Genomic DNA, 24962 nt, shown 5'->3' with positions numbered 1-24962 from the left:
CTTGCCTCAGCCTATAGTGTTCCGATGAGAGATTCACGAATTTTATCGAGCTTCGAAGAGTCGTCCCACGCAGATGCCACACGTCCGCTGGCGCAGATGCCTGAGCTTGTGCGTGCCCGCGACCTGGTTTTTGACACCTGCAAGGTGGGGGTCGTGCTGCGAGCGGTGCTTTTTGTGCAGGCCATTGCTGCGGTGGTGGGCCTTTTTGGTGCCACTACGCTGCTGAGTTGGTTGACACAAATGGCCCTGTTCACCGGCGCGGCGTTGCCCGCCACGCTGCTGTGGTTGCTGGCGGTGTGTGTCTTGAAAAAGCCCCTGGGTCATCTGCCCATGCCCGCGCAATGGGCGTCGGGCGTTGCGCTGGGTGCGCTGGCGGCACTCTATGGTTGCGGCTTGCTGGTGTGGATGGGCTTGGCCGATCCCGCGCCTTGGTTGGGCAGTGCCGCTGCTGGCGCGCTGGTCGCGACGGTCCTGGTGGCTGCTCTGGTATGGCGCACCAAAGCGCGCACGCCAGCGGGCACCACGGCCCAGTTGGCCGAGTTGCAGGCACGCATACGCCCGCATTTTTTGTTCAACACACTCAACACAGCGATTGCCTTGGTGCGTGAGGAGCCGGCAAAAGCCGAAAATCTGCTGGAAGACCTGAGCGAGTTGTTTCGCCACGCGCTGGCCGATACCCAAGAGGCGGTGCCGTTGCGGCAGGAGCTGGAGCTTGCCGAACATTACCTGGCCATTGAGCAACTGCGTTTTGGCGAACGGCTGAAAGTGGAGTGGAGCATTGATGAAACGGCCTCTAAAGCGATGCTGCCGCCGCTGATTCTTCAGCCTTTGGTCGAAAACGCGGTAAAACACGGTGTGGAGCCCAGCCCGGACGGCGCCATGGTGCGCATCAGCACCCAGCGTCGGGGCAGTGTGGTGGTGATCAAGGTGACCAACACCGTGCCAGCAGGCAGCGGACGCCGCGGCCACGGGCTGGCGCTGAACAATGTGCGCCAGCGCCTGACGCTGCTGCACGACGTGCAGGGGCGCTTTCAAAGCGCTTTGGTCAATGGCGTGTTTCAGGTACGCCTGGAAATCCCGGTATAAGCGCATCAAGGCAGGGCGCATGGCATGACACTCAAAGTACTGATCGTTGACGATGAAACACTGGCGCGGTCTCGGTTGCGCACCCTGCTGGGGGATTGCACCGACCCGCGTGTGGACGTGGTGGGCGAGGCTGCCAACGCCGTGCAGGCCATGGACCAGATTCAGCGAACGGGCTGCGACCTGGTGCTGCTGGACGTGCACATGCCCGGCGTGGACGGTATGACGCTGGCTGCCACGCTGCGTCAGATGGCTGCTGCACCCGCGGTGGTGTTTGTAACCGCCCACGCCGAGCACGCGGTGCAGGCGTTTGAGCTGGAAGCTATCGACTACCTGACCAAACCGGTGCGCCGCGAGCGGCTGCAGCAGGCGCTGCAAAAGGTGGAGCGCCTGCGGCTGGCCGCCGATGGTGGTCCGCAGGTCGAGTCCAACAGCGCAGGCACCGAAAGCCTGATCATTCAGGAACGCGGGCGCAGCGAACGCGTGGCGCTGTCCGATGTGGTCTATCTCAAGGCGGAGTTGAAGTACATCACCGTGCGCACGGCGGACAAAGAGCATATTTTTGATGGCGCCCTGAGCGATCTGGAGCAGCGCTACGCCCACCTGTTTGTGCGTGTGCACCGCAACGCGCTGGTGGCACGCCGCGCGGTGCGGGCGGTGGAGAAGCACAACGATCCGGTGGAGGGTGAGGGCTGGACGGTGCGGTTGGACGGTGTGGACGAGCGTTTGTCGGTTTCCCGTCGCCAGTTGGCTGCTGTTCGTGAAGCGCTGATGAGCTGAACCGGCTGGCAGACTCCCCCCGCACCGTCAGTGCCGTCCCCGGGGGGTGACACCGCAGGCGGCGCGGGGATCAATATTCTGCCGCCTCAATTAGAAACCGCACCCGCCGCTGACCCTGCCACTCGTCGGCGTCCAGCCGAAACGCCAGTTTCACCCGTTCGGGCAACGGCTCGGTGTGGCCAAACCAGATGCCGTCCACCGGCTCGCCCTGGTGCTTGATTTTCAGCGCCAGGTGCTTTTCACCCACCAGCCGCTGGCTGACGATTTGCACCTCTTCGCAAAACACCGGCGGCGCAAAGCCCTGGCCCCACACCTCTTTGTGCAGCGTGTCCACCAGGTCGGTGCGGCGGTACTGTTTGTCCAGCACGCCGTCGGCTTCCAGCCGGCGTTGCAGGGTGGCGGCGTCCAGCCATTCGTGGGCCACCAGCTGCAAGGCGGTTTCAAAGGTTTCCAGGTGTTCTTCGTCGATGGTGCAGCCGGCGGCCATGGCGTGCCCGCCAAAGCGCAGCAACACGCCCGGGTGGCGCTTGGCCACCAGGTCGAGCGCGTCGCGCAGGTGAAAGCCGGGGATGGAGCGGCCTGAGCCCTTGAGTTCGTTTTCCTTGCCCTCGGCACCGCTGGCGGCAAACACAAACGTGGGGCGGTGCAGCTTGTCTTTCAGGCGTGAGGCCACGATGCCGACCACGCCCTCGTGGAAGTCCGGGTCGAACACGATCAGCGCTGGCGGCGGCTCTTCGGACTCGTCAAACATTTCTTCGGCCAGCATCAGGGCCTGATCGCGCATGTCGCCCTCAATGGCCTTGCGCTCGCGGTTGATGCCGTCGAGCGTGCGCGCCAGTTCGTCGGCGCGTAATGCGTCGTCGGTGCTCAGGCATTCGATGCCCAGCGTCATGTCGGCCAGGCGGCCGGCGGCGTTCAGGCGTGGGCCCAGGGCAAAGCCGAAGTCGAAGCTGGTGGCTTTGGGCGCTTGGCGTGCGGCCACGTTGAACAGCGCGGTCATGCCCGGCGGCATGGCGCCGGCGCGCACGCGCTTGAGCCCTTGGGCCACCAGGCGGCGGTTGTTGGCGTCGAGCTTGACCACGTCAGCCACCGTACCCAAGGCCACCAAGGGCAACAGCGTGTCGATTTTGGGCTGTGACTTCGCATCAAAGACCCCGCGCTCGCGCAGTTCGGCCCGCAAGGCCAGCAGCACATAAAACATGACGCCCACACCGGCGATCGACTTGCTCTCGAAATCGCAACCGGGCTGGGTGGGGTTGACGATCACGCAGCCGTCGGGCACCACCACCTGGCCGTTGTTCAGGGCGGGCAGGTGGTGATCGGTCACGATGACTTGCAGGCCCAGTTCGCGCGCAGCACGTACGCCTTCGATGCTGGCAATGCCGTTGTCCACCGTCACCAGCACGTCGGCGCCTTGCGCTTTGACGCGCCGGGCAATCGCGGGGGTGAGGCCATAGCCGTCGGTCACGCGATCGGGCACCAGGTAGTTCACGCGGCTGTAGCCCATGGGCGCGCCCAGCAGGCGCAGGCCGCGCAGGCCCACGGCGCAGGCGGTGGCACCGTCGCAGTCGTAGTCGGCCACGATGCAGATGGCTTGGTTGGCGGCCATGGCGTCGGCCAGGGCGCGGGCGGCTTCTGCTGCGCCTTTCATGGACGCGGGCGGCAGCAGCAGCGAGAGGGCGTCGTCCAGCTGCTCTTTGCTGGTGATGCCGCGCGCGGCAAACAGGCGGGCCAGCAGCGGGTGCAGGCCGCTTTGCTCCAGCGCCCAGGCGGCGCGGGGGGGAACGTCGCGTGTGATGATTTTCATAGCGATTCGAGAACTTTCCAGGCGGGGGCAGGGCTCCGCAGATTTTTGAAGAAATGGCCTAAACGCGCGCCGGCACTGCGCGGCGCGTTGACCCAGCGCTGCGCGCTGCGTTCGCCACACAGGCTGAGGGTGACGGCTTCGCCCCGGCGGGCGGCGTCCAGCAGGGGCTTGATGGCGGTGGCGTCGAGCGCGGCCCAGGCGGCTTGCCAGGCGGCCCAGTCGGCGCGCAGCGCGGCCTGGCGCAGGGTGTCGGGCATGTCGGGTGCGGTTGGTGGCGCCAGGGGTGCGGGCAAGGCGCCGGCACCGCTGATCCAGATGCCGTTGATGATGTGCTGGCGGGCGGCTTCGCGAGCGTCGTTCACCGCGTGGGTATAGAACAGCATTTGCGCCTCGCTCTGCAGCCGCTTGAGCAGCTGGGCGCCCGCCGGGTTGGCGGGGCTCTCCACCAGCCAGGCGTCCACCGGGCGGCCCATCACGCGGTCCAGGCTGGCGCAGGCAATGCCGCGCAGCGCCTCGCCGCTGGCGTGCCAGCGGGTGGCGCTCTCATAGCGCAGGGTGATGCCGTCTTCGGCGCAAAACGGCGCCAGCGCGTCAAACAGCGGCCTGGCATGGGTATCGTCCAGGCCCAGTTGCTCGCCCGGCAGCAGGGTGACCTGCTCCATGCCCACCTGAAAGTGGCAGGGCGTGAACCAGGCCTGGGGGGTGGTGGGGTCGTCGCTTTGCGCGGCGGCCCAGGGAATCAAACCGTCGCCGTAAGGGTTTCCGGCGGGCTGCACCAGGCCCAGTGCCCGGGCCAGGGCGCGCTCGTGTGGCAGGCTCAGGCTGTGGTCGTTGCCGGCGTCGGTGTCTTCAGGGGTCAGCTCGGCCAGCAGGGCGTTCAGGTGCGGTGTGACCAGCTGGGGCCCGATGGCCCGGCATTCGGGTGCGCTGGCGCTGGCAAACGGAATCAGCAGGTGCGGGGTGGCTTCTGGGGCCATGGGGGAGGCAGACATGGCCTTGATTGTCGGGGATGCCACAATCGGCCAAAGTTTTTACCCATGCAAACCCCCTACGAACTCATTCTTGGCTGGCGCTACACCCGCGCGGGCCGCGCCACGCGGCGCAACGGCTTTATTTCCTTCATCTCGGGCGTGTCCATGCTGGGCATTGCGCTGGGCGTGGCCGCGCTCATCATCGTGCTCAGCGTGATGAACGGCTTTCAGAAGGAGGTGCGCGACCGCATGCTCGGCGTGCTTTCGCACATCGAGGTGTTCGAGCCCGGTGGCGAGGCTATTCCCAACCTGGCCGGCACGCTGGCCGCCATTGAGCGCCACCCCGAGGTGCTGGGCGCAGCACCCTTTGTGGGGGCGCAGGCGCTGATTGCGCGCGGCGAAGACATGAAGGGTGCGCTGGTGCGGGGCATTGACCCGGCGCTGGAACCCCAGGTGACCGACCTGGTGGCCGACCTGGCCGACACCGTGCTGCCCCGGCTGGTGCCCGGTGCGTTTGGCGTTATTTTGGGTGGCGAGCTGGCGCGCAGCCTGGGTGTGGCCCAGGGCGACACGGTGACGCTGATTGCGCCCAGCGGCCAGGTGACGCCGGCGGGCGTGGTGCCGCGCATTCGCCAGATGACGGTGGTGGGCGTGTTCGACTCGGGCCACTTTGAATACGACTCGGCGCTGGCGCTGCTGCACATGGACGACGCGGCCCGCATCTTTCGCGTGGAAGGCGCCACCGGCGTGCGCGTGAAGATCAAAGACCTGCACGCCGCGCGCGAGGTGGCTATTTCCATCGCAGCCGACCTCGACCCCGGCCTGCTGGTGCGCGACTGGACGCGCCAGAACCGCACCTGGTTTGCCGCCGTGCAGCTGGAAAAACGCATGATGTTCATCATCCTCACGCTCATCGTGGCGGTGGCCGCGTTCAACCTGGTCTCCACGCTGGTGAAGACGGTGACCGACAAGCACGCCGACATTGCCATTCTGCGCACGCTGGGCGCGAGCCCGCAAAGCATCATGGGCATCTTTATGGTGCAGGGCGCCATGGTGGGCATCATCGGCACCGGCCTGGGCCTGCTGCTGGGCCTGGGGGTGGCGTTCAACATCGACACCCTGGTGCCCGCGCTGGAGCGCGCGCTGGGTGCCAGCTTTTTGCCGCAAGACATTTACCTCATCAGCCGCATGCCGAGCGACCCGCAGCAAAGCGACATCTTGCCGATTGCGCTGATTTCGCTGGCGCTGTCGTTTGTGGCCACCATTTACCCGAGTTGGCGCGCGAGCCGTGTGAACCCTGCGGAGGCGCTGCGCTATGAGTGATGTGGCCCCCAAGCGTCTTCCCGCCTTCAGCGCGAATCCGGGGCTCCGCCGCTGCGCGGGTCGCTGCCCCCCGAGGGGGCGCGTTTTGCCTTGGGGCGGCCCGGCGGCAAAACTTGCTTCTGGCTGCTGCACCACGGCACTTACTTCATCTGTATGACCGACATCGTTCTTCAGGCCTCCGGCCTCACCAAACGCTTCACCGAAGGCCGGCTGGACGTGACCGTGCTCAAGGGTGTGGACCTGACCGTGCGCGCCGGCGAGACCATTGCCATCGTCGGCGCTTCGGGCTCGGGCAAGAGCACGCTTCTGCACCTGCTGGGTGGGCTGGACGCACCCAGCAGCGGCACGGTGCAGCTGATGGGGCAAACGCTCTCCAGCCTGAGCCCCACCCAGCAAGGCCAGTTGCGCAACCAGCACCTGGGCTTTGTGTACCAGTTTCACCACCTGTTGCCCGAATTCAGCGCACGCGACAACGTGGCCATGCCGCTGTGGATTCGCCGCATGCCGCGCCCGCAAGCGGGCGAGCGCGCTGCGCAGATGCTGCAGCGCGTGGGACTGACGGAGCGCCTGGCGCACCGGCCGGCCGAGCTTTCAGGCGGCGAGCGCCAGCGCGTGGCCATGGCGCGGGCGCTGGTCACCCAGCCGGCCTGCGTGCTGGCCGACGAGCCCACCGGCAACCTCGACCGCGCCACCGCCGACGGCGTGTTTGAACTCATGATGCAACTGGCCCGCGACCAGGGCACGGCCTTCATTGTGGTCACCCACGACGAAACCCTGGCCGCCCGCTGCGGCCGGGTGATGCGGCTCACCGCCGGTGTCTTGACCTGACAGCGGGTTGAACAGCAGTCTGAGGCCGCGCCAACACGCCCATGTGGATCGACACCCATTGCCACCTGGACGCCCCCGAATTGGGCGCTGACCACGCGCTGGCGCTGCAACTGCGCGATCGCGCGGCGGGCCTGGGTGTGGGGCTGTGCGTGATACCGGCGGTGGAGCGGGCCAACTGGGACACCGTGCGCCAGCTGGCCCACCGTCTGGGCGACGCCTACGCGCTGGGCATCCACCCGCTGTTTGTGCCGCAAGCGCACGACGGCGACTTGCAGGCGCTGGACGCCGCGCTGACCGAGCACCGCAACGACCCGCGCCTGGTGGCGGTGGGAGAAATCGGCCTCGACTTTTTTGTGCCCGCCTTGTGCGAGAGCGCGATGCGCGAGCGCCAGACCGGGTTTTACCGCGAGCAACTCAAGCTGGCCCGAAAGCACGGCCTGCCGGTGATTCTGCATGTGCGCCGCAGCGCCGACGCGGTGCTCAAGCACCTGCGCGAACTGCCCACCGGCGGTGGCATCGCCCACGCCTTCAGCGGCAGTGAACAGCAAGCCCAGGCGTTTCTGGGCCTGGGGTGCAAGCTGGGCTTTGGCGGGGCGCTCACGTTTGAGCCCGCCCAGCGCCTGCGCCGCCTGGCCAGCACGCTGCCGCTGTCGGCCCTGGTGCTGGAAACCGACGCGCCCGACATACCGCCGCACTGGCTCTACGCCACCGCCGCCGAGCGCCTGAACGGGCGTGCGCAGGGCATCAATTCACCGGCCGAGTTGCCGCGCATTGCGGCGGAGGTGGCGGGTTTGCGCGGCCTGCCGCTGGCCGACTTGGCGCAAGCCACCATGGCCAACGCGGTGCAGGCGCTGCCCCGGCTGGCGGGTTTGCTGCCGCAAGGCGCGGCATGAGCCGCCTGCAAGGTCTGGCGCCGGTGTTTGGGCCGCACACGCGGCTGCTGGTGCTGGGCAGTTTTCCCGGCGTGGCGTCTTTGCGGGCGCAGCAGTATTACGGCCACCCGCAAAATCAGTTTTGGAAAATTCTGGGTGCTGTGTGGGCGCTGCCGCTGGTGCAAATGCCGTACCCCGAACGCATCAGCGCGCTGCACGCACACGGCCTGGGCTTGTGGGATGTGTACGGCGCCTGCGAGCGCGAAGGCAGTCTGGACGCGAACATCCAGGCCGCCGAGCTGAACGATTTGGCTTGGTTGCGCGGCCAGTGCCCGCAATTGAGAGCCATTGCGCACAACGGCGGCGAGAGTTTTCGCCATGCCCGGCACACCGAAAAATTCGGTCTGCCGGTGGTCAGGCTGCCGTCCACCAGCCCGGCCAACGCGAGCTGGTCTTTTGACCGGAAACTGGCCGCCTGGGCCGAGGTGTTGCAGCGGTATGGACTGGTTCCTGCAGAAAAACCCGCTGTGCAGGCGCTGGGTTGAATCCTTCCCGGCCCAAGTCCCCCAACGAGCCTGCGCCGTGGCCCTGTTCATAATGCTTGTTTTGGCCGATCGCAGACAACCATGAAGTACCCCACCGCTTGCGCCTGTTCCCCGGCGCCTTTCATCCACCCCGCCGAAGCAGCCCAGCCACGTGGTTGCGGAGCCCGCGCATGAAGGCCGGTGCCAACGCCGCCGCGCGCAAACGCACCGGCCAGCAGACCCTGCCCGAGGTGACGATTTCTGAAGACAGCGAGGTGCGCTTTTTGCACCTGGGCACCGAATGGATTCAGGGCTCCATGTTGCTGGAGGCGCCGTTTGACATTGAGCTGGACTATGTGCAGCGCATGGTGGCCTGGCTGTTGTTTGTGACGCCCGAGTCGGTGAGCAAGCGCCGCGCCCTGCAGCTTGGCCTGGGATCGGCGGCGCTGACCAAGTTTCATTTCAAGAAACTGCGCATGGACACCACCGCCATTGAGATCAACCCCCAGGTGCTCGCGGTGTGCCGCACCTGGTTCAAACTGCCCGACGACGGCCCGCGCCTGCGCGTGGTGCTGGCCGACGCAGGCGAAGAAATACGCAACCCCGCCTACACCGGGCGCATCGACGCCTTGCAGGTGGACCTGTACGACCACGAGGCCGCAGCCCCGGTGCTGGACAGTCCCGACTTTTACGGCGACTGCCGCTCGGTGCTGAGCGACGACGGCGTGATGACGGTGAACCTGTTTGGCCGCGACACCAGCTACGAGCGCTCGCTGCAGAGCATCTGCGCCGCCTTTGGGGAAGATGCGGTGTGGGCCTTTAAACCCACGCGCGAGGGCAACACCATTGTGTTGGCGCAGCGCACCGCCACCCGGCCCACCCGCATGGAGCTGCTGGCGCGCGCCGAGGCGGTGCAAGAGCGCTGGAGCTTGCCGGCGGTGAAGTGGCTCAAAATTTTCAAACCCGTTGCTTGAGGGCTGTATGAAAACCATGCCCAACCCCAACCCGATGGTGGACGACATGGGCCCGCTGGACTGGCGCATGCTGGTGGACTGGTTGCGCGACGACGGCGTGATCACCGTGCAGGAAGCCGAGCGCACCACCACCCGCTGCGCCTCGGCCCACAGTGCACAGCACCCGCTGCAGCGCTTGGCCGTGGTGGGCATGGCGCGCGCGGTGGACGGCAGTGTGCTCGATGCAGAACAGTTGACCGAGTGGCTGGCCCAGCGCTGCGGCCTGACCTACCTGCGCATCGATCCGCTGAAAGTGGACGTGGGCAAGGTGAGCGACGTGATGAGCGCGGCCTATGCCGAGCGCCACAAGGTCCTGCCGGTGCAAGTCAGCGCTGCCGAGGTGGTGGTGGCCACCGCCGAGCCGTTCATCCGCGACTGGGTGCCCGAGGTGGAGCGCCAGACCCGCAAGACGGTGCGTCTGGTGCTGGCCAGCCCCACGGCCATTTCGCGCTACACGGCCGAGTTTTTTGCGCTGGCCAAGTCGGTCCGTGCGGCCAACAAAAGCACTGGCCAGGGCGGCTTTGGCAGTTTTGAACAACTGGTCGAACTGGGCAAGGCCAACAAACAGCTCGACGCCAACGACCAGGGCGTGGTGCAGGTGGTGGACTGGCTCTGGCAGTACGCCTTCGACCAGCGCGCCAGCGACATCCACCTGGAGCCCAGGCGCGAGCAGGGCGTGATCCGCTTTCGCATCGACGGCGTATTGCACCCGGTCTACCAGATGCCCATGGGCGTGATGAACGCGATGATCGCGCGCATCAAGCTGCTGGGCCGCATGGACGTGGTGGAAAAGCGCCGGCCGCAAGACGGCCGCATCAAGACGCTGCGCCCCGGTATCGGTGCCGCGCGCGGCGACGAGGTGGAAATGCGCTTGTCCACCCTGCCCACCGCTTTTGGCGAAAAGCTGGTGATGCGCATTTTTGACCCGGAAGTCACGGTGAAAGACCTGAGCGCACTGGGCTTTGCGCCACACGACGCGCAGCGTTGGGAAGGTCTGACCAAACGGCCGCACGGCATCGTGCTGGTGACCGGCCCCACCGGCTCGGGCAAAACCACCACGCTCTACGCCACGCTCAAGCGCCTGGCCACCGAAGAGGTGAACGTGAGCACGGTGGAAGACCCGATTGAGATGATCGAACCCGCCTTCAACCAGGTTCAGGTGCAGCCACACCTGGACCTGGACTTTGCCCAGGGCCTGCGCGCCCTGATGCGGCAAGACCCGGACATCATCATGGTGGGCGAAATCCGCGACCTGCCCACCGCCGAAATGGCGGTGCAGGCTGCGCTGACAGGCCACTTGGTGTTCACCACGCTGCACACGAACGACGCACCCGCCGCGATCATGCGGCTGATGGAGCTGGGCATACCGCCGTATTTGATCAACGCCACCGTGCTGGGTGTGCTGGCGCAGCGCCTGGTGCGCACCCTGTGTCCGGCGTGCCGCACGCGCGAAGACGAGGCCACAGCCACTGCCTCGCGCCAAACACTGAGCGACTTGGTGAAGCCCTGGAAAGTGAGCGGAAGCTACCGGCCGTACCAGCCTGTGGGCTGCGTGGACTGCCGCATGACCGGTTTTCGGGGTCGCATGGGGTTGTACGAGTTGCTGGTGGTGACCGAGGCTTTCAAGGAAAAAGTCAGCCGCGAGCCCCAGTTGGAGAGCCTGCACAAACAGGCCATCACCGATGGTATGCGCCCGTTGCGCCTGGCCGGTGCGGTCCGTGTGGCCGAAGGCCTGACCACGCTGGACGAGGTGCTGGCCTGCACACCGCCGGTGAATTGAGTGCATGGCGCGGCATCGAACCGCTGGGCGGGGTAGCCCTGGGATGGCTTGAGATTCATCAAACGCTTATATTCGCTGTTTCTCCGTTGTCGCAACCCGAGCCTGCATGATCCCCATCAAAACCGAGTCCGCCTGGCGCGGCACCGCCGACTGCCGCCACTGTGGCATCCGCGACATGGTGCTGTTCGCCGACCTGCGCGAAGAAGACTTCGCCTTGATCCATGCGCCCATCGATGATCTGGAATTTGCCGTTGGGCAGCCTCTGGTGCGCATGGGTGAAACCGCCACCTCGCTCTACACGCTGCGCGTGGGCGTGATCAAGCTGGTGCGCAACACGGTGGACGGGCGCCAGCGCATCGTGCGGGTGCTGCGCTCGGGCGACGTGGTGGGTCTGGAAGCGCTCATGGGCCCCACCTACGACTCCGACGCCATCGCCCTCACGCCCATCAAGGTGTGCCGCCTGCCGCTGCAAGTGATTCAACGCCTGAACCGTGAAACCCCGCGCCTGCACCAGCGCCTGCTGGAAAAATGGCACCGCAGCCTGAAAGAGGCCGACGACTGGCTGGCCGACCTGAACTTTGGCAACGCCCGCCAGCGCGTGGCCGGGCTCATTTTGAAAATGCGCACAGAAAACGATGCCGATGTGTGCCACCTGTTTTCGCGCGAAGACATGGGTGCCATGCTCGACCTGAAGCTCGAAACCGTGAGCCGCACGCTCTCAGCCTTTGAGCGCGAAGGCCTCATTGAGCCGCTTGACAAGCAGGGCAGGGTGTACCGCGTGGTGGACGCCGAGCGCCTGTCTGCCCCCAAGGCCTGAGAGGCTGAGGGGCCAGGTGACAGCCGGCCAGACCGCCTGTGCCGATAATCGGCGCCATGCCCTCAACGCCCTCGCGCCCCGTGCCCCACCTCGCCACTGGCTTGCTGCTTGCCAGCGCCGGCTCCATCGCTTTTTCGGGCAAGGCCATCATCGTCAAGCTGGCCTACCGCCATGGGGTGGACGCGGTCACGCTCATCATGTACCGCATGCTGTTTGCGCTGCCGCTGTTTCTCGCGCTGGCCTGGTGGGCCAGCCGGGGCAAGGCGGCGCTCACCCGGCAAGACTGGCTGGGCATCCTGGGCCTGGGGTTCACCGGCTATTACCTGGCGAGCTTTCTGGACTTCTGGGGTTTGCAATACATCAGCGCCAGCCTGGAGCGGCTCATTTTGTACCTCAACCCCACGCTGGTGCTGGTGCTCGGTTGGGTGGTCTACAAGCGCCGCATCACCCATCTGCAGGCGTTGGCCATGGCGGTGAGCTACGCCGGCGTGCTGCTGGTGTTTGGCCACGAGGCCGACTTTGCCGGGCCCAACGCGGTGCTGGGCGCGGCGCTGGTGTTTGGCAGCGCCATCAGCTACGCCATCTACCTTGTGTACAGCGGTGAGCTGGTCAAGCGCCTGGGCTCCATGCGGTTGGTGGGGCTGGCCACCAGCGTGGCCTGTGTGCTGTGCCTGCTGCAATTCGTGTTGCTGCGCCCGCTGGAGGCCGCCACGGTGGTGGCACCCGAGGTCATCTGGTTGTCGGTGCTCAACGCCACGCTGTGCACCTTTGCGCCCGTCATCATGGTGATGATGGGCATTGAACGCATTGGCGCCAGCCTGGCCGCGCAGACCGGCATGATCGGCCCCATGTCCACCATCGCCATGGGCGTGCTGAGTTTGGACGAGCCGTTCAACGGCTGGATCGTGGCCGGCACGGTGCTGGTGGTCACGGGCGTGTTTTTGGTGACGCGCTTTGGTTCGGCCAGCGCAGGCAAATAACTTTTCACAGGAGACTTCCACATGGACATGGGCATTGCAGGCAAATGGGCGCTGGTGTGCGGCGCCAGCAAAGGGCTGGGCCTGGGCTGCGCGCAGGCGCTGGCGGCTGAGGGGGTGCACGTGGTCATGGTGGCCCGCCGCGCCGACGTGCTAACCGCTTCGGCAGACGCCCTGCGCAAGGCGTCACCCGGCGTGCAGGTGCTGGCTGTGGCCGCAGACATCACCACCGCCGAAGGGCGCGCCGCTGCATTCGCAGCCCCGGGCGGCCCTGGCACCGCGTTCGACATCGTCGTCACCAACGCCGGTGGCCCGCTCCCCGGCGACTTTCGCAGCTGGGACCGCGACACCTGGATCCAAGCGCTGGACGCCAACATGCTCACCCCCATCGAACTCATCAAGGCCACGGTGGACGGCATGGCGGCACGCGGCTTTGGCCGCATCGTCAACATCACCAGCAGTGCGGTGAAGGCACCCATCGACATTTTGGGTCTGAGCAACGGCGCGCGCAGCGGTTTGACGGGCTTCGTGGCCGGTGTGGCGCGCAGCGGCATCGCGGCACAAGGGGTGACCATCAACAACCTGCTGCCCGGCAAGTTCGACACCGACCGCATTGCCACCGTCATCCAGGGTGCGGCTGAGAAAACCGGCAAAAGCGTGGACGACATCCGGCGCGCCCAACAGGCACAGATTCCGGCCGGCCGTTTCGGCAACCCGCAAGAGTTCGGCGCGATTTGTGCGTTTTTGTGCAGCGTGCACGCCAGTTACATGACGGGGCAAAACGTGCTGGCCGATGGCGGGGCGTACGCGGGGAGTTTTTGACACTGCCAACATCTTCAGCGTGCACTCACAAGGTTCCACGATTCTGCTTGGAGGTGGTGGGCTCCTGCTTATATTTCACCTGCAGTTCGGAACACAGGTCATAGAGCTGTTGGGCAGCAGGGGATAGCATCGTGGAACGGCGTTTGATCAACCCCATCTTTCTTTTGACCACGGGATCAACGAGCGGGACGCTGACCAGCAGCGGGTGGTCGGATCCGGGCATGGCCATGGATGGCACAGCGGCGACGCCCAGTCCTGCCTCCACCAAACCCACCATTGTGGTGCCGTGTTGTGTTTCGTACATGCTTTGGGGTTGGCCTGTGAGTCCCGCAAGCGCTTGGTCCAGCAGCAGGCGGTTGCCCGAGGCCTTGCCCACCGAGATGTAGTCGTAGTTGGCCAGCTCAGCCCAACGCACTTGTTTCATTTTCGCGAGGGGATGGTCGCGTCGACAAGCTGCCACGAATTGCTCTTCCAGCAAGGGTTCGAATTCCACGTCGTTTTCTTGCGATCCGATGAAGTTCAGGCCGAAGTCGGCCTCACCGCGAGCGACCGCGAGCAACACCTCGTTGGCACTGTCATCAATGATCTTGACGCGAATGCGGGGGTAGCGCTGGTGGTAGAGCGCAATCACGCCAGACAAAAAGTAGTTCACCGCAGACGGCACGCACGCGACGGTGACCTCGCCCATACGGGTTGCTGCTACGCCGCGAATGCCCAGAAGCGTTGTGTCCAAGGCATCCAGGATTGGGCGCAACTGGCGGTCAAAGTCTCTACCCACTGCGGTCAAGCTGACGCGCCGCGTGGTGCGTTCCAGCAAGCGCGCACCGAGGGCTTGTTCGAGTTTGTCAACGCGGCGGCTGAAGGCCGGCTGCGAGATATGTACCGATTCGGCCGCTTTGCGGAAGTTGCCCAGTTCCGCCACGGCTCGGAAGGCCAGAAGATCGTTCAGGTCGAAATTCATATTGGTGGTTTCCCTTTTGATTGATGTGTATTTTGGATCAATCCATCGGAAATCGGCAATTTACAGGGTTGAGTTAGTCACCGATCATTCTCGCCAGCCTGCTACATGATCCATGGGACAGACAGCGGGCCGACCATGCCGACGATGTTCGGGATTTCACACGCAGAGATAGGAGACAAGACATGCCATCCAACACCACCCGCCGGACCTTTGCGTCCACTGCCCTGACGCTGAGCGCCTCGTTGGCCTTTGTGGCGTTGGGATTGCCCAGCGCAGCCCTGGCGCAGAACGTCAGCTTCGCCGGGAAGACGGTTGAATTTGTCATCCCTTTTGGTGTTGGCGGTGGCTCCGATGTGTGGGCGCGCTTCAACGCGCCTTACCTGTCCAAGTACCTGCCGGGCAATCCCAACGTGGTCGTGAAAAACGTGCCGGGTGGGGGCTCCATCACGGGTACCAACCAATTTGCCTCGAACGCCAAGCCCGACGGACTCAGTGTGCTCGGCACCTCCGGTTCGACCCAGTTTCCCTACCTGCTGGGTGACCCGCGGGTGCGCTACGAGTACAAGGACTGGCAGATGGTCATGGCAGCCCCCACAGGGGGTGTGGCTTATCTCAGCTCAAAATTTGGTGTGAAATCGGCTAAAGATCTGGGCAAGCTCAAAGGCCAGAAGCTGGTGTATGGCAGCCAGGGTGCCACCTCGCTGGACTTGGTTCCTCTGCTGGGGTTCCGGCTGCTGGGCCTGGAGGTCCAGCATGTCTTCGGCATGAAGAGCCGCGGCGAGGGCCGCCTGGCGTTCGAGCGCGGCGAGGCCAACATCGATTACCAGACCAGCTCGGCCTACATCAAGAACGCCCTGCCGCTGGTGAAGGAAGGCAAGGCCGTTCCGCTGTTCAGCTGGGGCGTGACCGACGAGAACGGCAACATCATTCGCGATCCCGCCTTCCCCGACCTGCCGCACATTGGCGAGGCCATCCAGTTGGCCACGGGCAAGGCACCCTCGGGCGGCGAATGGGAGGCCTTCAAAGCTTTTCTGATTGCCGGTTTCCCGGCGCAGAAGCTGTTGGTTCTGCCCAAAGGGACATCGAAGGAAGTTGTGGAAGCCTACCGCGAGGCGGTGCGCAAGATGATCAAGGACCCGGCCTACCAGGCAGGCAAGGAAGACGCGCTGGGTGGCTATGAGCAGGTGACCGACAAGGCGGGCGACGCCCTGTTTCGCGAGGCCACCACCATCGCTCCGCATGCGCGCGACTGGGTGCGCTACCACCTGAGCAAGAACTACAACGTCGCCTTCTGACGCTGGCTTTTTCTCTCACAGGGTTTCCTGACCCGTCGGCTGTCTTGGCGCCGACGTGGAGTGAACCCTTCCCCGTGCTTTTTTGTGTAAACAGGCCGCATTCGACGGTCATGTCTGGAGACATCCATGCTCGAAACCATGCAGAGCGCCTTCGTCGGCCTCATGAGCCTGCAGCACCTGACCTACATGCTGCTGGGCATCGTGGTGGGTCTTGGCGTCGGCATTCTTCCCGGCCTGGGCGGTATCGCCGGCATGTCTTTGCTCATGCCTTTCATCTACGGCATGGACCCGGTGTCGGCCATCGCGATGCTGGTGGGCATGGTGGCCGTGATACCGACCGGTGACACCTTCACGTCGGTGCTGATGGGCATACCGGGCTCCAGTGCCAGTCAGGCGACGGTGCTGGATGGCTATCCGCTGGCCAAGAAGGGTCAGGCAGCGCGTGCGCTGAGTGCGGCGTTCTCGGCTTCCCTCATGGGGGGCGTGTTCGGGGCCATTCTCCTGACCGGGTTCGTGGTGGTGGCCAAGCCGCTCATCCTGATGTTCTCCACCGCAGAGCTTTTCATGTTCGCCGTGCTTGGGTTGTCGGTGGTCGGGGTGCTGGCGGGTGCCAGCATCGTGCGCGGTGTGGCTGCGTGCGGCCTGGGCATCATGTTTGGCGCCATCGGTGCGGCCCCAGCCACAGGCGAAAGCCGCTTTGACCTCAAGCTGGACTATCTGCAAGACGGCATTCCCTTGGTGATCATCGGTCTGGGGCTGTTTGCGATTCCCGAGCTGGCCGAACTCATGCGCCGGCACCGCCCCATTGCTTCGGAGGCCACGCTGGGATCGGGTTGGCTGCAGGGCGTGAAAGACACGTTCAAGCACTGGTTTCTCGTGTTGCGCTGTTCTGCCCTGGGCACCTTTATTGGCGCGATTCCCGGTCTGGGGGGCGGCGTGGTCGACTGGATCGCCTACGGCCACGTGGTGCAGTCGAGCAAAGACAGCAGCCAGTTTGGCAAGGGCGACATCCGCGGTGTCATCGCACCCGAGTCGGCCAACAACGCGCTGCAGGGCGGCGCGCTCATGCCGACCTTGTTGTTCGGCATCCCAGGTTCCGGGTCCATGGCGGTGTTCCTGGGCGGCATGGTGTTGCTGGGCATGCAACCCGGCCCCAACATGGTCACCACCGATCTGAACCTGACGTACACCATCGCCTGGACGCTGGCCATTGCCAGCATCGTGGGCGCCTTCATCTGTTTCTTGCTGGCCGCACCCATTGCGCGCCTCACCTTTGTACCGTTCAACCTGATCGCGCCCGCCATGATCATGCTGATCTGCTTTGCCGCGTTTCAGGCCAGGCGCGATCTGACGGACCTGCTGGTGCTGTTTGCCATCGGCATCCTCGGCATTTTCTTGCGTCGCTTTGGCTGGCCACGACCCGCCTTCCTGATCGGTTTCGTTCTCTCCGGTCAGGTGGAAAGCTACCTCTATCAGGCGCTTCAGTTCTACGGCTGGGGCTTCCTGCAGCGGCCAGGCGTGCTCATCATCGGGGCGCTGGCGGTGGCTTCCTTGCTGATGGCGGTGCGCAGCCGGGTGTCGGAAGACGGCGCCGTGGCCAACGGCGCACAGTCGGGCGCGCAGGCACCCACCGAACCCGCTGGTGGCCGCACACGGTCCGAGCGCATGCCCCAACTGGTGTTTGCCGTGATCGTGCTGGCGCTCTTTGTCTATGGCGTGGCCAGCAGCTACCCGCTGTCGTTTCTGGGGGCTGTGTTTCCGCTGTCCACCTCGTCGCTGATGTTGCTCTTCACCGGCTTCATCGTCTGGAAGCTCGTCTGTGGTGCACCCGGGCACTCAACCCACTGTGACCAGGAGATCGCGGCGCGGGTTGGCAACAGCCACGACGGCAGCAGCGTCTGGCCCTCGGTGGGGTGGTTCGCCTTCCTGTTCGGGATGACGGCGCTGATCGGTTTCATTCTGTCGCTGGCGATCTTTATCTCTGCCTTCCTTGTCACCCGCACCACGATCGGCTGGATCAAGAGCCTGGTGTATGCGGGGACGTGCATCGGCTTCATGGTCACCCTGGGTCACTTTCTCACGCTGGACTTCCCGGCGGGTGTCCTGCAACGCTTTGTCGAGCTCCCCTGGCCGCTGAAGTGATGCACAGGCGTCAATCTCCCCCACTGTCTCAAAGCCCAATCAGGAGCTGACATGTCCATTCCCAACCCGCTGACCGACTGGATCGGTCGTCAGGAAATCCTGAACGACTTCATTGGCGCCACGCCGGTCAAAGCCCTGAACGCCACCCTGGACCACCCCGACATGGCGGTGACCAGCGGCACCCCGCTGCCGCCGCTGTGGCACTGGCTGTACTTCCTGCCCTTGCACCGCCAGAGCGAGATTGGTGCCGATGGTCACGCCAAGCGTGGCGGCTTTCTGCCGCCGGTGCCTTTGCCACGCCGCATGTGGGCGGGCAGCCAGTTCGAGTTCCGTTCGCCGGTCCATGTGGGCGACGAGTTGCAGCGCACTTCGACCATCGCCAACGTCACCGAGAAGGCGGGGCGGACAGGCAAGCTGGTGTTCGTGAAGGTGCGCCACGAACTGCGGTGCAACGGGGCGCCCGATCCCGCCGTCTTCGAATTTCACGACATCGTTTACCGGGAGGCCAAACAGGCGAGCGATGTGGAGCCGCCGCCGGTGGCTGCGCCCACCGGTGCGCCGTGGCAGCTGGAGATCGTGCCGGACGACGTGCTGCTGTTCCGTTACAGCGCGCTCACGTTCAACGGCCACCGCATCCACTACGACCGCCAGTACGTGACCCAGGTCGAAGGCTACCCCGGCCTGATCGTGCACGGCCCGTTGATTGCCACGCTGCTGATGGACCAGATTCGCCGCCACCTGCCGGGCGCTGACGTGGCGAGCTTCAGCTTCAAAGCGGTGCGGCCCACGTTCGACCTGCACCCTTTTCGTGTCAACGGCGCGCCGCAAGCCGACGGCAAGACGGTGAAGCTCTGGGCCCAGGACCACGAGGGCTGGCTGACCATGGACGCCGTGGCCACGTTGCGCTGAAGGACACACCATGCAACCGCTTCAAGGCATCACCGTCGTCACACTCGAACACGCCATCGCGGCGCCGTTCGCCACCCGCCAACTCGCCGACCTGGGTGCGCGCGTGATCAAGATCGAGCGCCCCGGCGTGGGCGATTTCGCGCGCGGCTACGACACCCGCGTGCGGGGCATCGCCTCGCACTTTGTCTGGACCAACCGCAGCAAGGAAAGCCTGACGCTGGACGTCAAGCACCCCGAGGCGCAGGCGATTCTGAAACGCATCATTGAAGAAGAGGCCGACGTGGTGGTGCAGAACCTCGCGCCCGGTGCCGCCGCTCGCCTGGGCCTTTCTTACGAAGTCCTGAGCGCCGCCAAGCCGGGCATCATCGTCTGCGACATTTCGGGTTATGGCGACAGTGGCCCTTACCGCGACAAGAAGGCTTATGACTTGCTGATCCAGAGCGAGGCCGGTTTCGTCTCGGTCACCGGCACCGAAGACACGCCGTCCAAGGCCGGACCGTCGATTGCCGACATCGCCGCCGGCATGTACGCGTACACCAACATCCTGGCCGCGCTGCTGCACCGCCAGCAGACGGGGAAGGGCCAGCACATCGACATCTCGATGCTGGAATCCCTGACCGAGTGGATGGGCTATCCGCTGTACTACAGCATCGACGGCGCGGCACCGCCCAAGCGCACCGGCGCCAGCCACGCCACCATCTACCCGTACGGCCCCTTCCCCGCCGGGGATGGCAAGACCGTGATGCTGGGCTTGCAGAACGAACGCGAGTGGAAGGCCTTTTGCGAACAGGTGCTGTTGCAGCCCGCGCTGGCCACGGACGAGCGCTTCGCGAGCAACCCGCTGCGCGTGGCCGCACGCGCAGCGCTCTACGACATCATCGTGAACGCCTTTGCCGGCCTCAGCGCCGCCGACGTGGTGCAGCGTCTGGAAACGGCGCAGATCGCCAACGCCCAGGTGAACACCATGGCCGAGGTCTGGGCACACCCACAGTTGCAGGCGCGCCAGCGCTGGACCCAGGTGGACACCTCGGTCGGTACGGTGCCGGCCCTGTTGCCACCGGGTTCCTGGAGCCAAGGTGCACCGCGCATGGACGCCGTGCCCGCACTGGGTCAGCACACCGACAGCATCCTGAGCGGACTCGGCTACAGCGCCACGCAGCTTCAGGCCTTGCGCGAAGAGGGGGCTGTGTGATACCGACCACCTACCTGTTTGTGCCGGGCAACCGGCCTGAGCGTTTTGCGAAGGCGCTCGCCAGTGGTGCGGACCGGGTCATTCTTGATCTGGAGGACGCGGTGTTGCCCGCCGACAAGCCGCAGGCCCGCAAAGCCATCGGCGTCTGGCTCGCTACGCTGGACAAAGCCGCGCTCGACGCCATCCTCGTGCGCCTCAATGATGCCCTGAGTCCCTGGCACGCGGACGATCTGGAGTGGCTGTCGGCCCAACCGGTTGGCGAGGTGATGTTGTCCAAATGCGAGTCAGCGGTTCAGGTCGCTGCGGTTCATGCGCGGATGGCACACAGCGCTCAGGTGTTGCCCCTGATCGAGACCGTGCGTGGCGTGATGGGCCTGAACGACATCGCCCGTGCGCACCATGTGTCGCGCCTGGCCTTCGGCTCCATCGACTACCTGCTGGACCTCGACCTGCCCGGTCCCGGCTTCGCGCTCGATGCGGCCGCCACGGCCATTGCCATGGCCTCGCGTGCCGCCGAGCTGCCGTCACCGGTGGCTGGGGTCACCCCCGAACTGGCCATCGAGCGCGTGAATGCCGACATCCTGCACGCCCGCGCCCTGGGCTTCGCCGCGAAGCTTTGCATCCACCCGACGCAAGTGGGTGTGGTGCGCGAAGCCTTGCGACCCGATGCCCAGACGCTGGCATGGGCATCCCGTGTGAACAGTGCCTGGCAGACCGCGAGTGACCAGGGGGCCATACAGGTCGACGGCCGCATGGTCGACAAGCCCGTGGTGCTGCGCGCCCAACGCATTCTGGCCCTGGCGGGCCTACCTTTCTGAACCCCCAGTACTTTTTGAGGATCACCATGGCTGCCACCATCATCGACTCACGCATCTTCGGCGACATTTTCAGCGACAGCCGCATGCGCCAAGTCTGGTCGGACGAGAACCGGACCGCCAAGTACCTGGACATCGAGCGTGCCCTGGCCAAGGTCCAAGGCGAACTGGGCATCATCCCCCAGGAAGCCGCCGACGAGATCGTCCAGCACTGTGAGCTGTCCATGATCGACTGGGACCAGCTCAAGGCCAAGACCGAGCAGATCGGCTATCCGATCATCGCGGTGGTCAATCAGATCAACGCCAACTGCCGCGACCGGCTCGGTGAGTACTGCCACTGGGGTGCGACCACGCAGGACATCACCGACACCGCCGCGGTGCTGCAGATGCGCGAAGGCCTGGCACTGGTCGAGCAGGACCTCAAGGACATATCCGACGCACTGGCGACGCTGGCACAGAAGTACCGCGATACCGCCGTCATCGGGCGCTCCAACCTGCAGCAGGCCACGCCGATCACCTTCGGCTACAAGATGGCCAGCATCCTGGCCGGCATCGAACGCCATCGCGAACGCCTGCAGCAACTCAAGCCTCGCGTCCTCATGGGTGAGTTTGGTGGTGCTTCGGGCACGCTGTCGTCGCTGGAAAAGGGTGCGATGGAAACCCAGGCGGCGCTCATGAAAGAGCTTGGCCTGGCGCAACCCCTGATCTCCTGGCACACCGTGCGCGACACCATTGCCGAGGTGGGGGCCTTCCTCGGCTTGGTGGGCGGGTCGCTGGGCAAGATCGCCATGGACGTGAAGTTGATGATGCAGACCGAGGTGGGCGAGGTGTTCGAACCCTTTGCTCCCGGTCGCGGCTCATCAAGCACGATGCCGCAGAAGCGCAACCCGATTTCCTGCCTCTACATCCACGCCAACATTTCGGTGGCGCGCCAGCATGCTGCTGCCCTGATGGATGCGATGGTGGCTGACCACGAACGTTCCACAGGTCCCTGGGAAATCGAATGGGTGTCACTGCCCGAGATCTTCTGCCTCATGTCGGGTGCGCTGAAGCAGACCAAGTTCGTGCTGCAAGGCCTGGAGGTGGACGCCACGCGCATGCGCGCCAACATGGACATCACCCACGGGTTGGTCATGTCGGAAGCCGTGATGATGGGCCTGGGCCCCTACCTGGGCCGCGAATACGCTCACGACCTGGTGTACGACCTGTGCCGCCAGGCGCTGGCCGAAAACCGGCCGCTGATTGACATCCTCGAAGCACACCCGGAAATCAACCGCCACGTCAACCGGACTCAGCTCGAAGCCTTGTGCAACCCGGAGAACCACCTGGGCCAGGCCGGTGTGATGGTGGACCGTGTGCTGGCCGCTCGCCAGGGGCGCTGAAACACCATGTCGAGAACTGACGAACAACCTGCGGTCGATGTGCTGGTGATCGGCGGTGGCAACGCCGCGCTCTGCGCCGCCCTGATGGCGCGCGAGGCCGGGGCCAGCGTCCTGCTGCTGGAATCCGCGCCCAAAGAATGGCGCGGCGGCAACTCGGCCCACACCCGCAACCTGCGCTGCATGCACGACGCCCCGCAAGACGTGCTGGTGGACGCGTATCCGGAAGAAGAGTTCTGGCAAGACCTGCTCAAGGTCACCGGTGGCCTGACCAATGAGATGCTGGCGCGCCGCGTGATCCGCGATTCGAGCACCTGTCGCCCCTGGATGCGCAGCCACGGCGTGCATTTCCAGCCGTCGCTCTCGGGCGCGCTGCACACGGCCCGCACCAACGCCTTCTTCATGGGGGGTGGCAAGGCCTTGGTCAACGCCTATTACCGCAGCGCCGAGCGCCTGGGGGTTCAGGTCCGGTATGAGGCACCGGTGGACCGGCTGGAACTGCGCGACGGCCATTTTGTTGCCGCGTACGTGGGCACCGAGCGCATCACCGCACGCAGTTGTGTGCTGGCAGCAGGAGGCTTCGAGTCCAACCGCGAATGGCTGCGCGAAGCCTGGGGCACCAATCAGCGCGGCGAGACGCCGTCCGACAACTTCCTGATCCGTGGTACCCGCTTCAACCAGGGCGTGCTGCTGCGCCATCTGCTCGACGACCACGGGGCCGATGCGATCGGCGACCCGACCCAGGCGCACATGGTCGCCATCGACGCACGCGCACCGCTCTACGACGGTGGCATCTGCACCCGCATCGACTGCGTCTCGCTGGGCGTGGTGGTCAACCGCGATGCGCGTCGCTTCTACGACGAGGGCGAAGACTTCTGGCCCAAGCGCTATGCCATCTGGGGTCGCCTGGTGGCGCAGCAGCCCGGGCAAGTGGGCTATTCCATCATCGACGCCAAGGCCATTGGCCGCTTCATGCCACCGGTCTTCCCCGGTGTGAAGGCCAACACGCTGCCCGAGTTGGCCGGGCAACTGGGCCTGGACAAAGACACCTTCATGCAAACCTTGACCGATTACAACAACGCCTGCCGCGTCGGGACGTTTGACCACACCGCGCTGGACGATTGCCACACCGAAGGCGTTGCACCCGCGAAGACCCACTGGGCACGCCCGATCGACACGGCCCCGTTCTACGCCTATGCGCTCAAGCCCGGGGTGACGTTCACCTACCTGGGTCTGAAGACCGATGAAACCGCCGCTGTGCGCTTCGGTGATGTACCCAGCCCCAACCTGTTCGTCGCGGGCGAGATGATGGCCGGCAACGTGCTGGGCAAGGGCTACACCGCCGGCGTGGGCATGTCCATTGGTACGGCCTTCGGGCGCATTGCCGGTACCGAAGCTGCTCGCTCGGCGATGAGCCTCAAGGAGGGTCGGCATGTTGTCGCTTGACTCACTGGTGCAAGACGCTCGGTCGCTTGCTTCCGGGGCGGACGGTTCGTCGGCTGCGGTGGACGAGGTGACGCGGCAGATGGCCATCTGCAACGCCTGCCGCTACTGCGAAGGCTTTTGCGCGGTATTCCCGGCCATGACGCGCCGGCTCGAGTTTGGCCCGGCCGATATCCACTACCTGGCCAACCTGTGCCACAACTGCGGCGCCTGCCTGCACGCCTGCCAGTACGCCCCGCCACACGAGTTCGCGGTCAATGTGCCGCAGGCCATGGCGAAGGTGCGGGGTGAAACCTATGTGGCCTATGCCTGGCCGCAACCGCTGGGTGCGCTGTATGAGCGCAATGGTCTGACCGTGTCGCTCGCGCTGGCCGGTGGACTGGCGCTGTTCCTGGTGCTGGCCCTGGCGCTGAACGGTACCCTGTGGGGAGGTGACCTGGGTGGCAATTTCTACAACCTGTTCCCGCACAACCTGCTGGTGTTGATGTTCGCGCCCGTGTTTCTCTGGGCTGTGCTGGCGCTGGGCATCGGCGTCACGCGCTTCCTGCGCGATGTGTCGCCCGCGACGACGGGGCAGGCGGTGGGCGGTGGTGATGCAGCAAAGGCTGCGCACGATGTGATGACGCTCAAGTACCTGGACGGTGGTCACGGGGAAGGTTGTCACAACGAGGACGATGCCTACTCCTTGTTGCGCCGACGTGCCCACCACCTGACCTTCTACGGTTTCATGCTGTGTTTTGCCGCCACCAGTCTGGCCACGGTGTACCACTACGTGTTTGGCTGGGAAGCCCCTTACGACCTGCCCAGCCTGCCCAAGATCCTGGGTGCTGTGGGCGGGGTGAGCCTGTTGCTCGGGACGGCCGGTCTGTTTCGCCTGAAATGGTCGCGACACCCGCTGCACGGCGACGCTGCCCAGAAACCCATGGACTACGGTTTCATTGCACTCCTGTTCCTCACCAGCCTGACCGGGCTGTTGCTGTGGTGGCTGCGTGGCACCGATGCCCTGGCCCTGATGCTGGCGCTGCACCTGGGTGTCGTGATGGCGCTGTTCGCGACCTTGCCCTATGGCAAGTTCGCTCACGGCATTTTCCGCAGTGCATCGTTGTTGCGCTACGCCGTGGAAAAGCGCCAGCCCAGTTCGCTGGCGCTGGGCGACGAATGAGGTGATGGCATGAGCGCCGCCCGGCCGTTCCGAAGGCGCTCAGCCCCGCAGAGCGCAGCACGGAGGG

Annotated in this window: 22 protein-coding genes; 19 read left to right on the top strand and 3 right to left on the bottom strand. The window is 65.2% G+C overall.

Annotation, left to right across the window (positions count from 1 at the left end):
• Positions 1–96 precede the first annotated feature (96 nt).
• On the top strand, positions 97–1086 hold the full coding sequence (locus Q7J58_RS07645) for a sensor histidine kinase (RefSeq protein ID WP_304825702.1): 990 nt from the start codon (positions 97–99) through the stop codon (positions 1084–1086).
• Between the two features lie 24 nt (positions 1087–1110).
• Positions 1111–1863 carry a LytTR family DNA-binding domain-containing protein gene (locus Q7J58_RS07640; RefSeq protein WP_304825699.1) on the top strand — a complete coding sequence of 251 codons (753 nt, stop codon included), beginning with the start codon at positions 1111–1113 and terminating at the stop codon, positions 1861–1863.
• A 70-nt stretch (positions 1864–1933) separates the two neighbouring features.
• Here Q7J58_RS07640 and recJ read toward each other — a convergent pair whose 3' ends face one another.
• Together recJ and Q7J58_RS07630 are read right to left on the bottom strand one after the other, a co-directional pair.
• Positions 1934–3670: a single-stranded-DNA-specific exonuclease RecJ gene (gene recJ, locus Q7J58_RS07635; RefSeq protein WP_304825696.1), complete on the bottom strand. Its 1737-nt coding sequence runs from the start codon at positions 3668–3670 to the stop codon at positions 1934–1936.
• Positions 3667–4662, bottom strand: coding sequence for a phosphoglycerate mutase (locus Q7J58_RS07630; RefSeq protein ID WP_304825693.1), 996 nt, complete (start codon positions 4660–4662; stop codon positions 3667–3669). Before Q7J58_RS07630 ends, recJ begins: the two co-directional genes overlap by 4 nt.
• 45 nt (positions 4663–4707) lie before the next feature.
• Here Q7J58_RS07630 and Q7J58_RS07625 point away from each other — a divergent pair, with 45 nt between their 5' ends.
• The 9 genes from Q7J58_RS07625 (at position 4708) to Q7J58_RS07585 (ending at position 13597) form a co-directional block, all read left to right on the top strand.
• Positions 4708–5964, top strand: a complete 1257-nt coding sequence (locus tag Q7J58_RS07625) for a lipoprotein-releasing ABC transporter permease subunit (protein ID WP_304825690.1) — start codon at positions 4708–4710, stop codon at positions 5962–5964.
• Positions 5965–6117: 153 nt separating this feature from the next.
• On the top strand, positions 6118–6792 hold the full coding sequence (gene lolD, locus Q7J58_RS07620) for a lipoprotein-releasing ABC transporter ATP-binding protein LolD (protein ID WP_304825687.1): 675 nt from the start codon (positions 6118–6120) through the stop codon (positions 6790–6792).
• A 41-nt stretch (positions 6793–6833) separates the two neighbouring features.
• Positions 6834–7685: a TatD family hydrolase gene (locus Q7J58_RS07615; RefSeq protein ID WP_304825684.1), complete on the top strand. Its 852-nt coding sequence runs from the start codon at positions 6834–6836 to the stop codon at positions 7683–7685.
• The gene (locus Q7J58_RS07610) at positions 7682–8209 is read left to right on the top strand and encodes a DNA-deoxyinosine glycosylase (protein WP_304825681.1); all 528 of its coding nucleotides are present in this window, start codon (positions 7682–7684) and stop codon (positions 8207–8209) included. The genes Q7J58_RS07615 and Q7J58_RS07610 overlap by 4 nt, the downstream gene beginning before the upstream one ends.
• A gap of 170 nt (positions 8210–8379) precedes the next feature.
• Positions 8380–9162, top strand: a complete 783-nt coding sequence (locus Q7J58_RS07605; protein ID WP_304825679.1) for a spermidine synthase — start codon at positions 8380–8382, stop codon at positions 9160–9162.
• Between the two features lie 7 nt (positions 9163–9169).
• Positions 9170–10981: a type II/IV secretion system protein gene (locus Q7J58_RS07600; protein ID WP_304825677.1), complete on the top strand. Its 1812-nt coding sequence runs from the start codon at positions 9170–9172 to the stop codon at positions 10979–10981.
• A gap of 106 nt (positions 10982–11087) precedes the next feature.
• Entirely contained in the window at positions 11088–11798 is a 711-nt protein-coding gene (locus Q7J58_RS07595) for a Crp/Fnr family transcriptional regulator (protein WP_304825674.1), read from the top strand.
• Between the two features lie 56 nt (positions 11799–11854).
• Positions 11855–12778 (top strand): DMT family transporter, encoded by a 924-nt coding sequence (locus tag Q7J58_RS07590; protein ID WP_304825672.1) that lies wholly within the window; start codon positions 11855–11857, stop codon positions 12776–12778.
• A 21-nt stretch (positions 12779–12799) separates the two neighbouring features.
• A complete protein-coding gene (locus tag Q7J58_RS07585) occupies positions 12800–13597 on the top strand; it encodes an SDR family oxidoreductase (RefSeq protein WP_304825669.1) in 798 nt (265 codons plus the stop codon).
• Between the two features lie 25 nt (positions 13598–13622).
• Here Q7J58_RS07585 and Q7J58_RS07580 read toward each other — a convergent pair whose 3' ends face one another.
• On the bottom strand, positions 13623–14558 hold the full coding sequence (locus Q7J58_RS07580; RefSeq protein WP_304825666.1) for a LysR family transcriptional regulator: 936 nt from the start codon (positions 14556–14558) through the stop codon (positions 13623–13625).
• A gap of 182 nt (positions 14559–14740) precedes the next feature.
• Between Q7J58_RS07580 and Q7J58_RS07575 the strand changes: the two genes are divergently transcribed.
• From Q7J58_RS07575 to tcuB, 8 genes are all read left to right on the top strand, one after another.
• Entirely contained in the window at positions 14741–15853 is a 1113-nt protein-coding gene (locus Q7J58_RS07575; RefSeq protein WP_304825663.1) for a tripartite tricarboxylate transporter substrate-binding protein, read from the top strand.
• Positions 15854–15979: 126 nt separating this feature from the next.
• Positions 15980–17995 carry a tripartite tricarboxylate transporter permease gene (locus Q7J58_RS07570; RefSeq protein WP_304825661.1) on the top strand — a complete coding sequence of 672 codons (2016 nt, stop codon included), beginning with the start codon at positions 15980–15982 and terminating at the stop codon, positions 17993–17995.
• A 51-nt stretch (positions 17996–18046) separates the two neighbouring features.
• Positions 18047–18904 carry a MaoC family dehydratase N-terminal domain-containing protein gene (locus Q7J58_RS07565; RefSeq protein ID WP_304825658.1) on the top strand — a complete coding sequence of 286 codons (858 nt, stop codon included), beginning with the start codon at positions 18047–18049 and terminating at the stop codon, positions 18902–18904.
• 10 nt (positions 18905–18914) lie between these two features.
• Positions 18915–20096 (top strand): CaiB/BaiF CoA-transferase family protein, encoded by a 1182-nt coding sequence (locus Q7J58_RS07560; protein WP_304825656.1) that lies wholly within the window; start codon positions 18915–18917, stop codon positions 20094–20096.
• Positions 20093–20914, top strand: a complete 822-nt coding sequence (locus Q7J58_RS07555) for a CoA ester lyase (protein ID WP_304825655.1) — start codon at positions 20093–20095, stop codon at positions 20912–20914. Before Q7J58_RS07560 ends, Q7J58_RS07555 begins: the two co-directional genes overlap by 4 nt.
• Positions 20915–20940: 26 nt before the next feature.
• Positions 20941–22293, top strand: coding sequence for a 3-carboxy-cis,cis-muconate cycloisomerase (gene pcaB, locus Q7J58_RS07550; RefSeq protein WP_304825652.1), 1353 nt, complete (start codon positions 20941–20943; stop codon positions 22291–22293).
• Positions 22294–22299: 6 nt separating this feature from the next.
• Positions 22300–23736, top strand: coding sequence for an FAD-dependent tricarballylate dehydrogenase TcuA (gene tcuA, locus Q7J58_RS07545; protein WP_304825650.1), 1437 nt, complete (start codon positions 22300–22302; stop codon positions 23734–23736).
• Positions 23723–24895 (top strand): tricarballylate utilization 4Fe-4S protein TcuB, encoded by a 1173-nt coding sequence (tcuB, locus tag Q7J58_RS07540; protein WP_304825648.1) that lies wholly within the window; start codon positions 23723–23725, stop codon positions 24893–24895. The genes tcuA and tcuB overlap by 14 nt, the downstream gene beginning before the upstream one ends.
• The last annotated feature ends 67 nt before the right edge of the window (positions 24896–24962 follow it).

It is taken from the genome of Hydrogenophaga sp., from assembly GCF_030656115.1.
Lineage (GTDB): Bacteria > Pseudomonadota > Gammaproteobacteria > Burkholderiales > Burkholderiaceae_C > Hydrogenophaga.
The sequence above is the reverse complement of the archived record's forward strand: the minus strand, read 5'-3'. Positions and strand labels throughout refer to the sequence as shown.

What these genes read in the sequence shown, in the direction of transcription:
- Q7J58_RS07645 (WP_304825702.1), top strand. Translation starts at nt 97, where the DNA reads ATGCCTGAGCTTGTGCGTGCCCGCGACCTGGTTTTTGACACCTGCAAG.
- Q7J58_RS07640 (WP_304825699.1), top strand. Translation starts at nt 1,111, where the DNA reads ATGACACTCAAAGTACTGATCGTTGACGATGAAACACTGGCGCGGTCT.
- recJ (WP_304825696.1), bottom strand. Translation starts at nt 3,670, where the DNA reads ATGAAAATCATCACACGCGACGTTCCCCCCCGCGCCGCCTGGGCGCTG.
- Q7J58_RS07630 (WP_304825693.1), bottom strand. Translation starts at nt 4,662, where the DNA reads ATGTCTGCCTCCCCCATGGCCCCAGAAGCCACCCCGCACCTGCTGATT.
- Q7J58_RS07625 (WP_304825690.1), top strand. Translation starts at nt 4,708, where the DNA reads ATGCAAACCCCCTACGAACTCATTCTTGGCTGGCGCTACACCCGCGCG.
- lolD (WP_304825687.1), top strand. Translation starts at nt 6,118, where the DNA reads ATGACCGACATCGTTCTTCAGGCCTCCGGCCTCACCAAACGCTTCACC.
- Q7J58_RS07615 (WP_304825684.1), top strand. Translation starts at nt 6,834, where the DNA reads ATGTGGATCGACACCCATTGCCACCTGGACGCCCCCGAATTGGGCGCT.
- Q7J58_RS07610 (WP_304825681.1), top strand. Translation starts at nt 7,682, where the DNA reads ATGAGCCGCCTGCAAGGTCTGGCGCCGGTGTTTGGGCCGCACACGCGG.
- Q7J58_RS07605 (WP_304825679.1), top strand. Translation starts at nt 8,380, where the DNA reads ATGAAGGCCGGTGCCAACGCCGCCGCGCGCAAACGCACCGGCCAGCAG.
- Q7J58_RS07600 (WP_304825677.1), top strand. Translation starts at nt 9,170, where the DNA reads ATGAAAACCATGCCCAACCCCAACCCGATGGTGGACGACATGGGCCCG.
- Q7J58_RS07595 (WP_304825674.1), top strand. Translation starts at nt 11,088, where the DNA reads ATGATCCCCATCAAAACCGAGTCCGCCTGGCGCGGCACCGCCGACTGC.
- Q7J58_RS07590 (WP_304825672.1), top strand. Translation starts at nt 11,855, where the DNA reads ATGCCCTCAACGCCCTCGCGCCCCGTGCCCCACCTCGCCACTGGCTTG.
- Q7J58_RS07585 (WP_304825669.1), top strand. Translation starts at nt 12,800, where the DNA reads ATGGACATGGGCATTGCAGGCAAATGGGCGCTGGTGTGCGGCGCCAGC.
- Q7J58_RS07580 (WP_304825666.1), bottom strand. Translation starts at nt 14,558, where the DNA reads ATGAATTTCGACCTGAACGATCTTCTGGCCTTCCGAGCCGTGGCGGAA.
- Q7J58_RS07575 (WP_304825663.1), top strand. Translation starts at nt 14,741, where the DNA reads ATGCCATCCAACACCACCCGCCGGACCTTTGCGTCCACTGCCCTGACG.
- Q7J58_RS07570 (WP_304825661.1), top strand. Translation starts at nt 15,980, where the DNA reads ATGCTCGAAACCATGCAGAGCGCCTTCGTCGGCCTCATGAGCCTGCAG.
- Q7J58_RS07565 (WP_304825658.1), top strand. Translation starts at nt 18,047, where the DNA reads ATGTCCATTCCCAACCCGCTGACCGACTGGATCGGTCGTCAGGAAATC.
- Q7J58_RS07560 (WP_304825656.1), top strand. Translation starts at nt 18,915, where the DNA reads ATGCAACCGCTTCAAGGCATCACCGTCGTCACACTCGAACACGCCATC.
- pcaB (WP_304825652.1), top strand. Translation starts at nt 20,941, where the DNA reads ATGGCTGCCACCATCATCGACTCACGCATCTTCGGCGACATTTTCAGC.
- tcuA (WP_304825650.1), top strand. Translation starts at nt 22,300, where the DNA reads ATGTCGAGAACTGACGAACAACCTGCGGTCGATGTGCTGGTGATCGGC.
- tcuB (WP_304825648.1), top strand. Translation starts at nt 23,723, where the DNA reads ATGTTGTCGCTTGACTCACTGGTGCAAGACGCTCGGTCGCTTGCTTCC.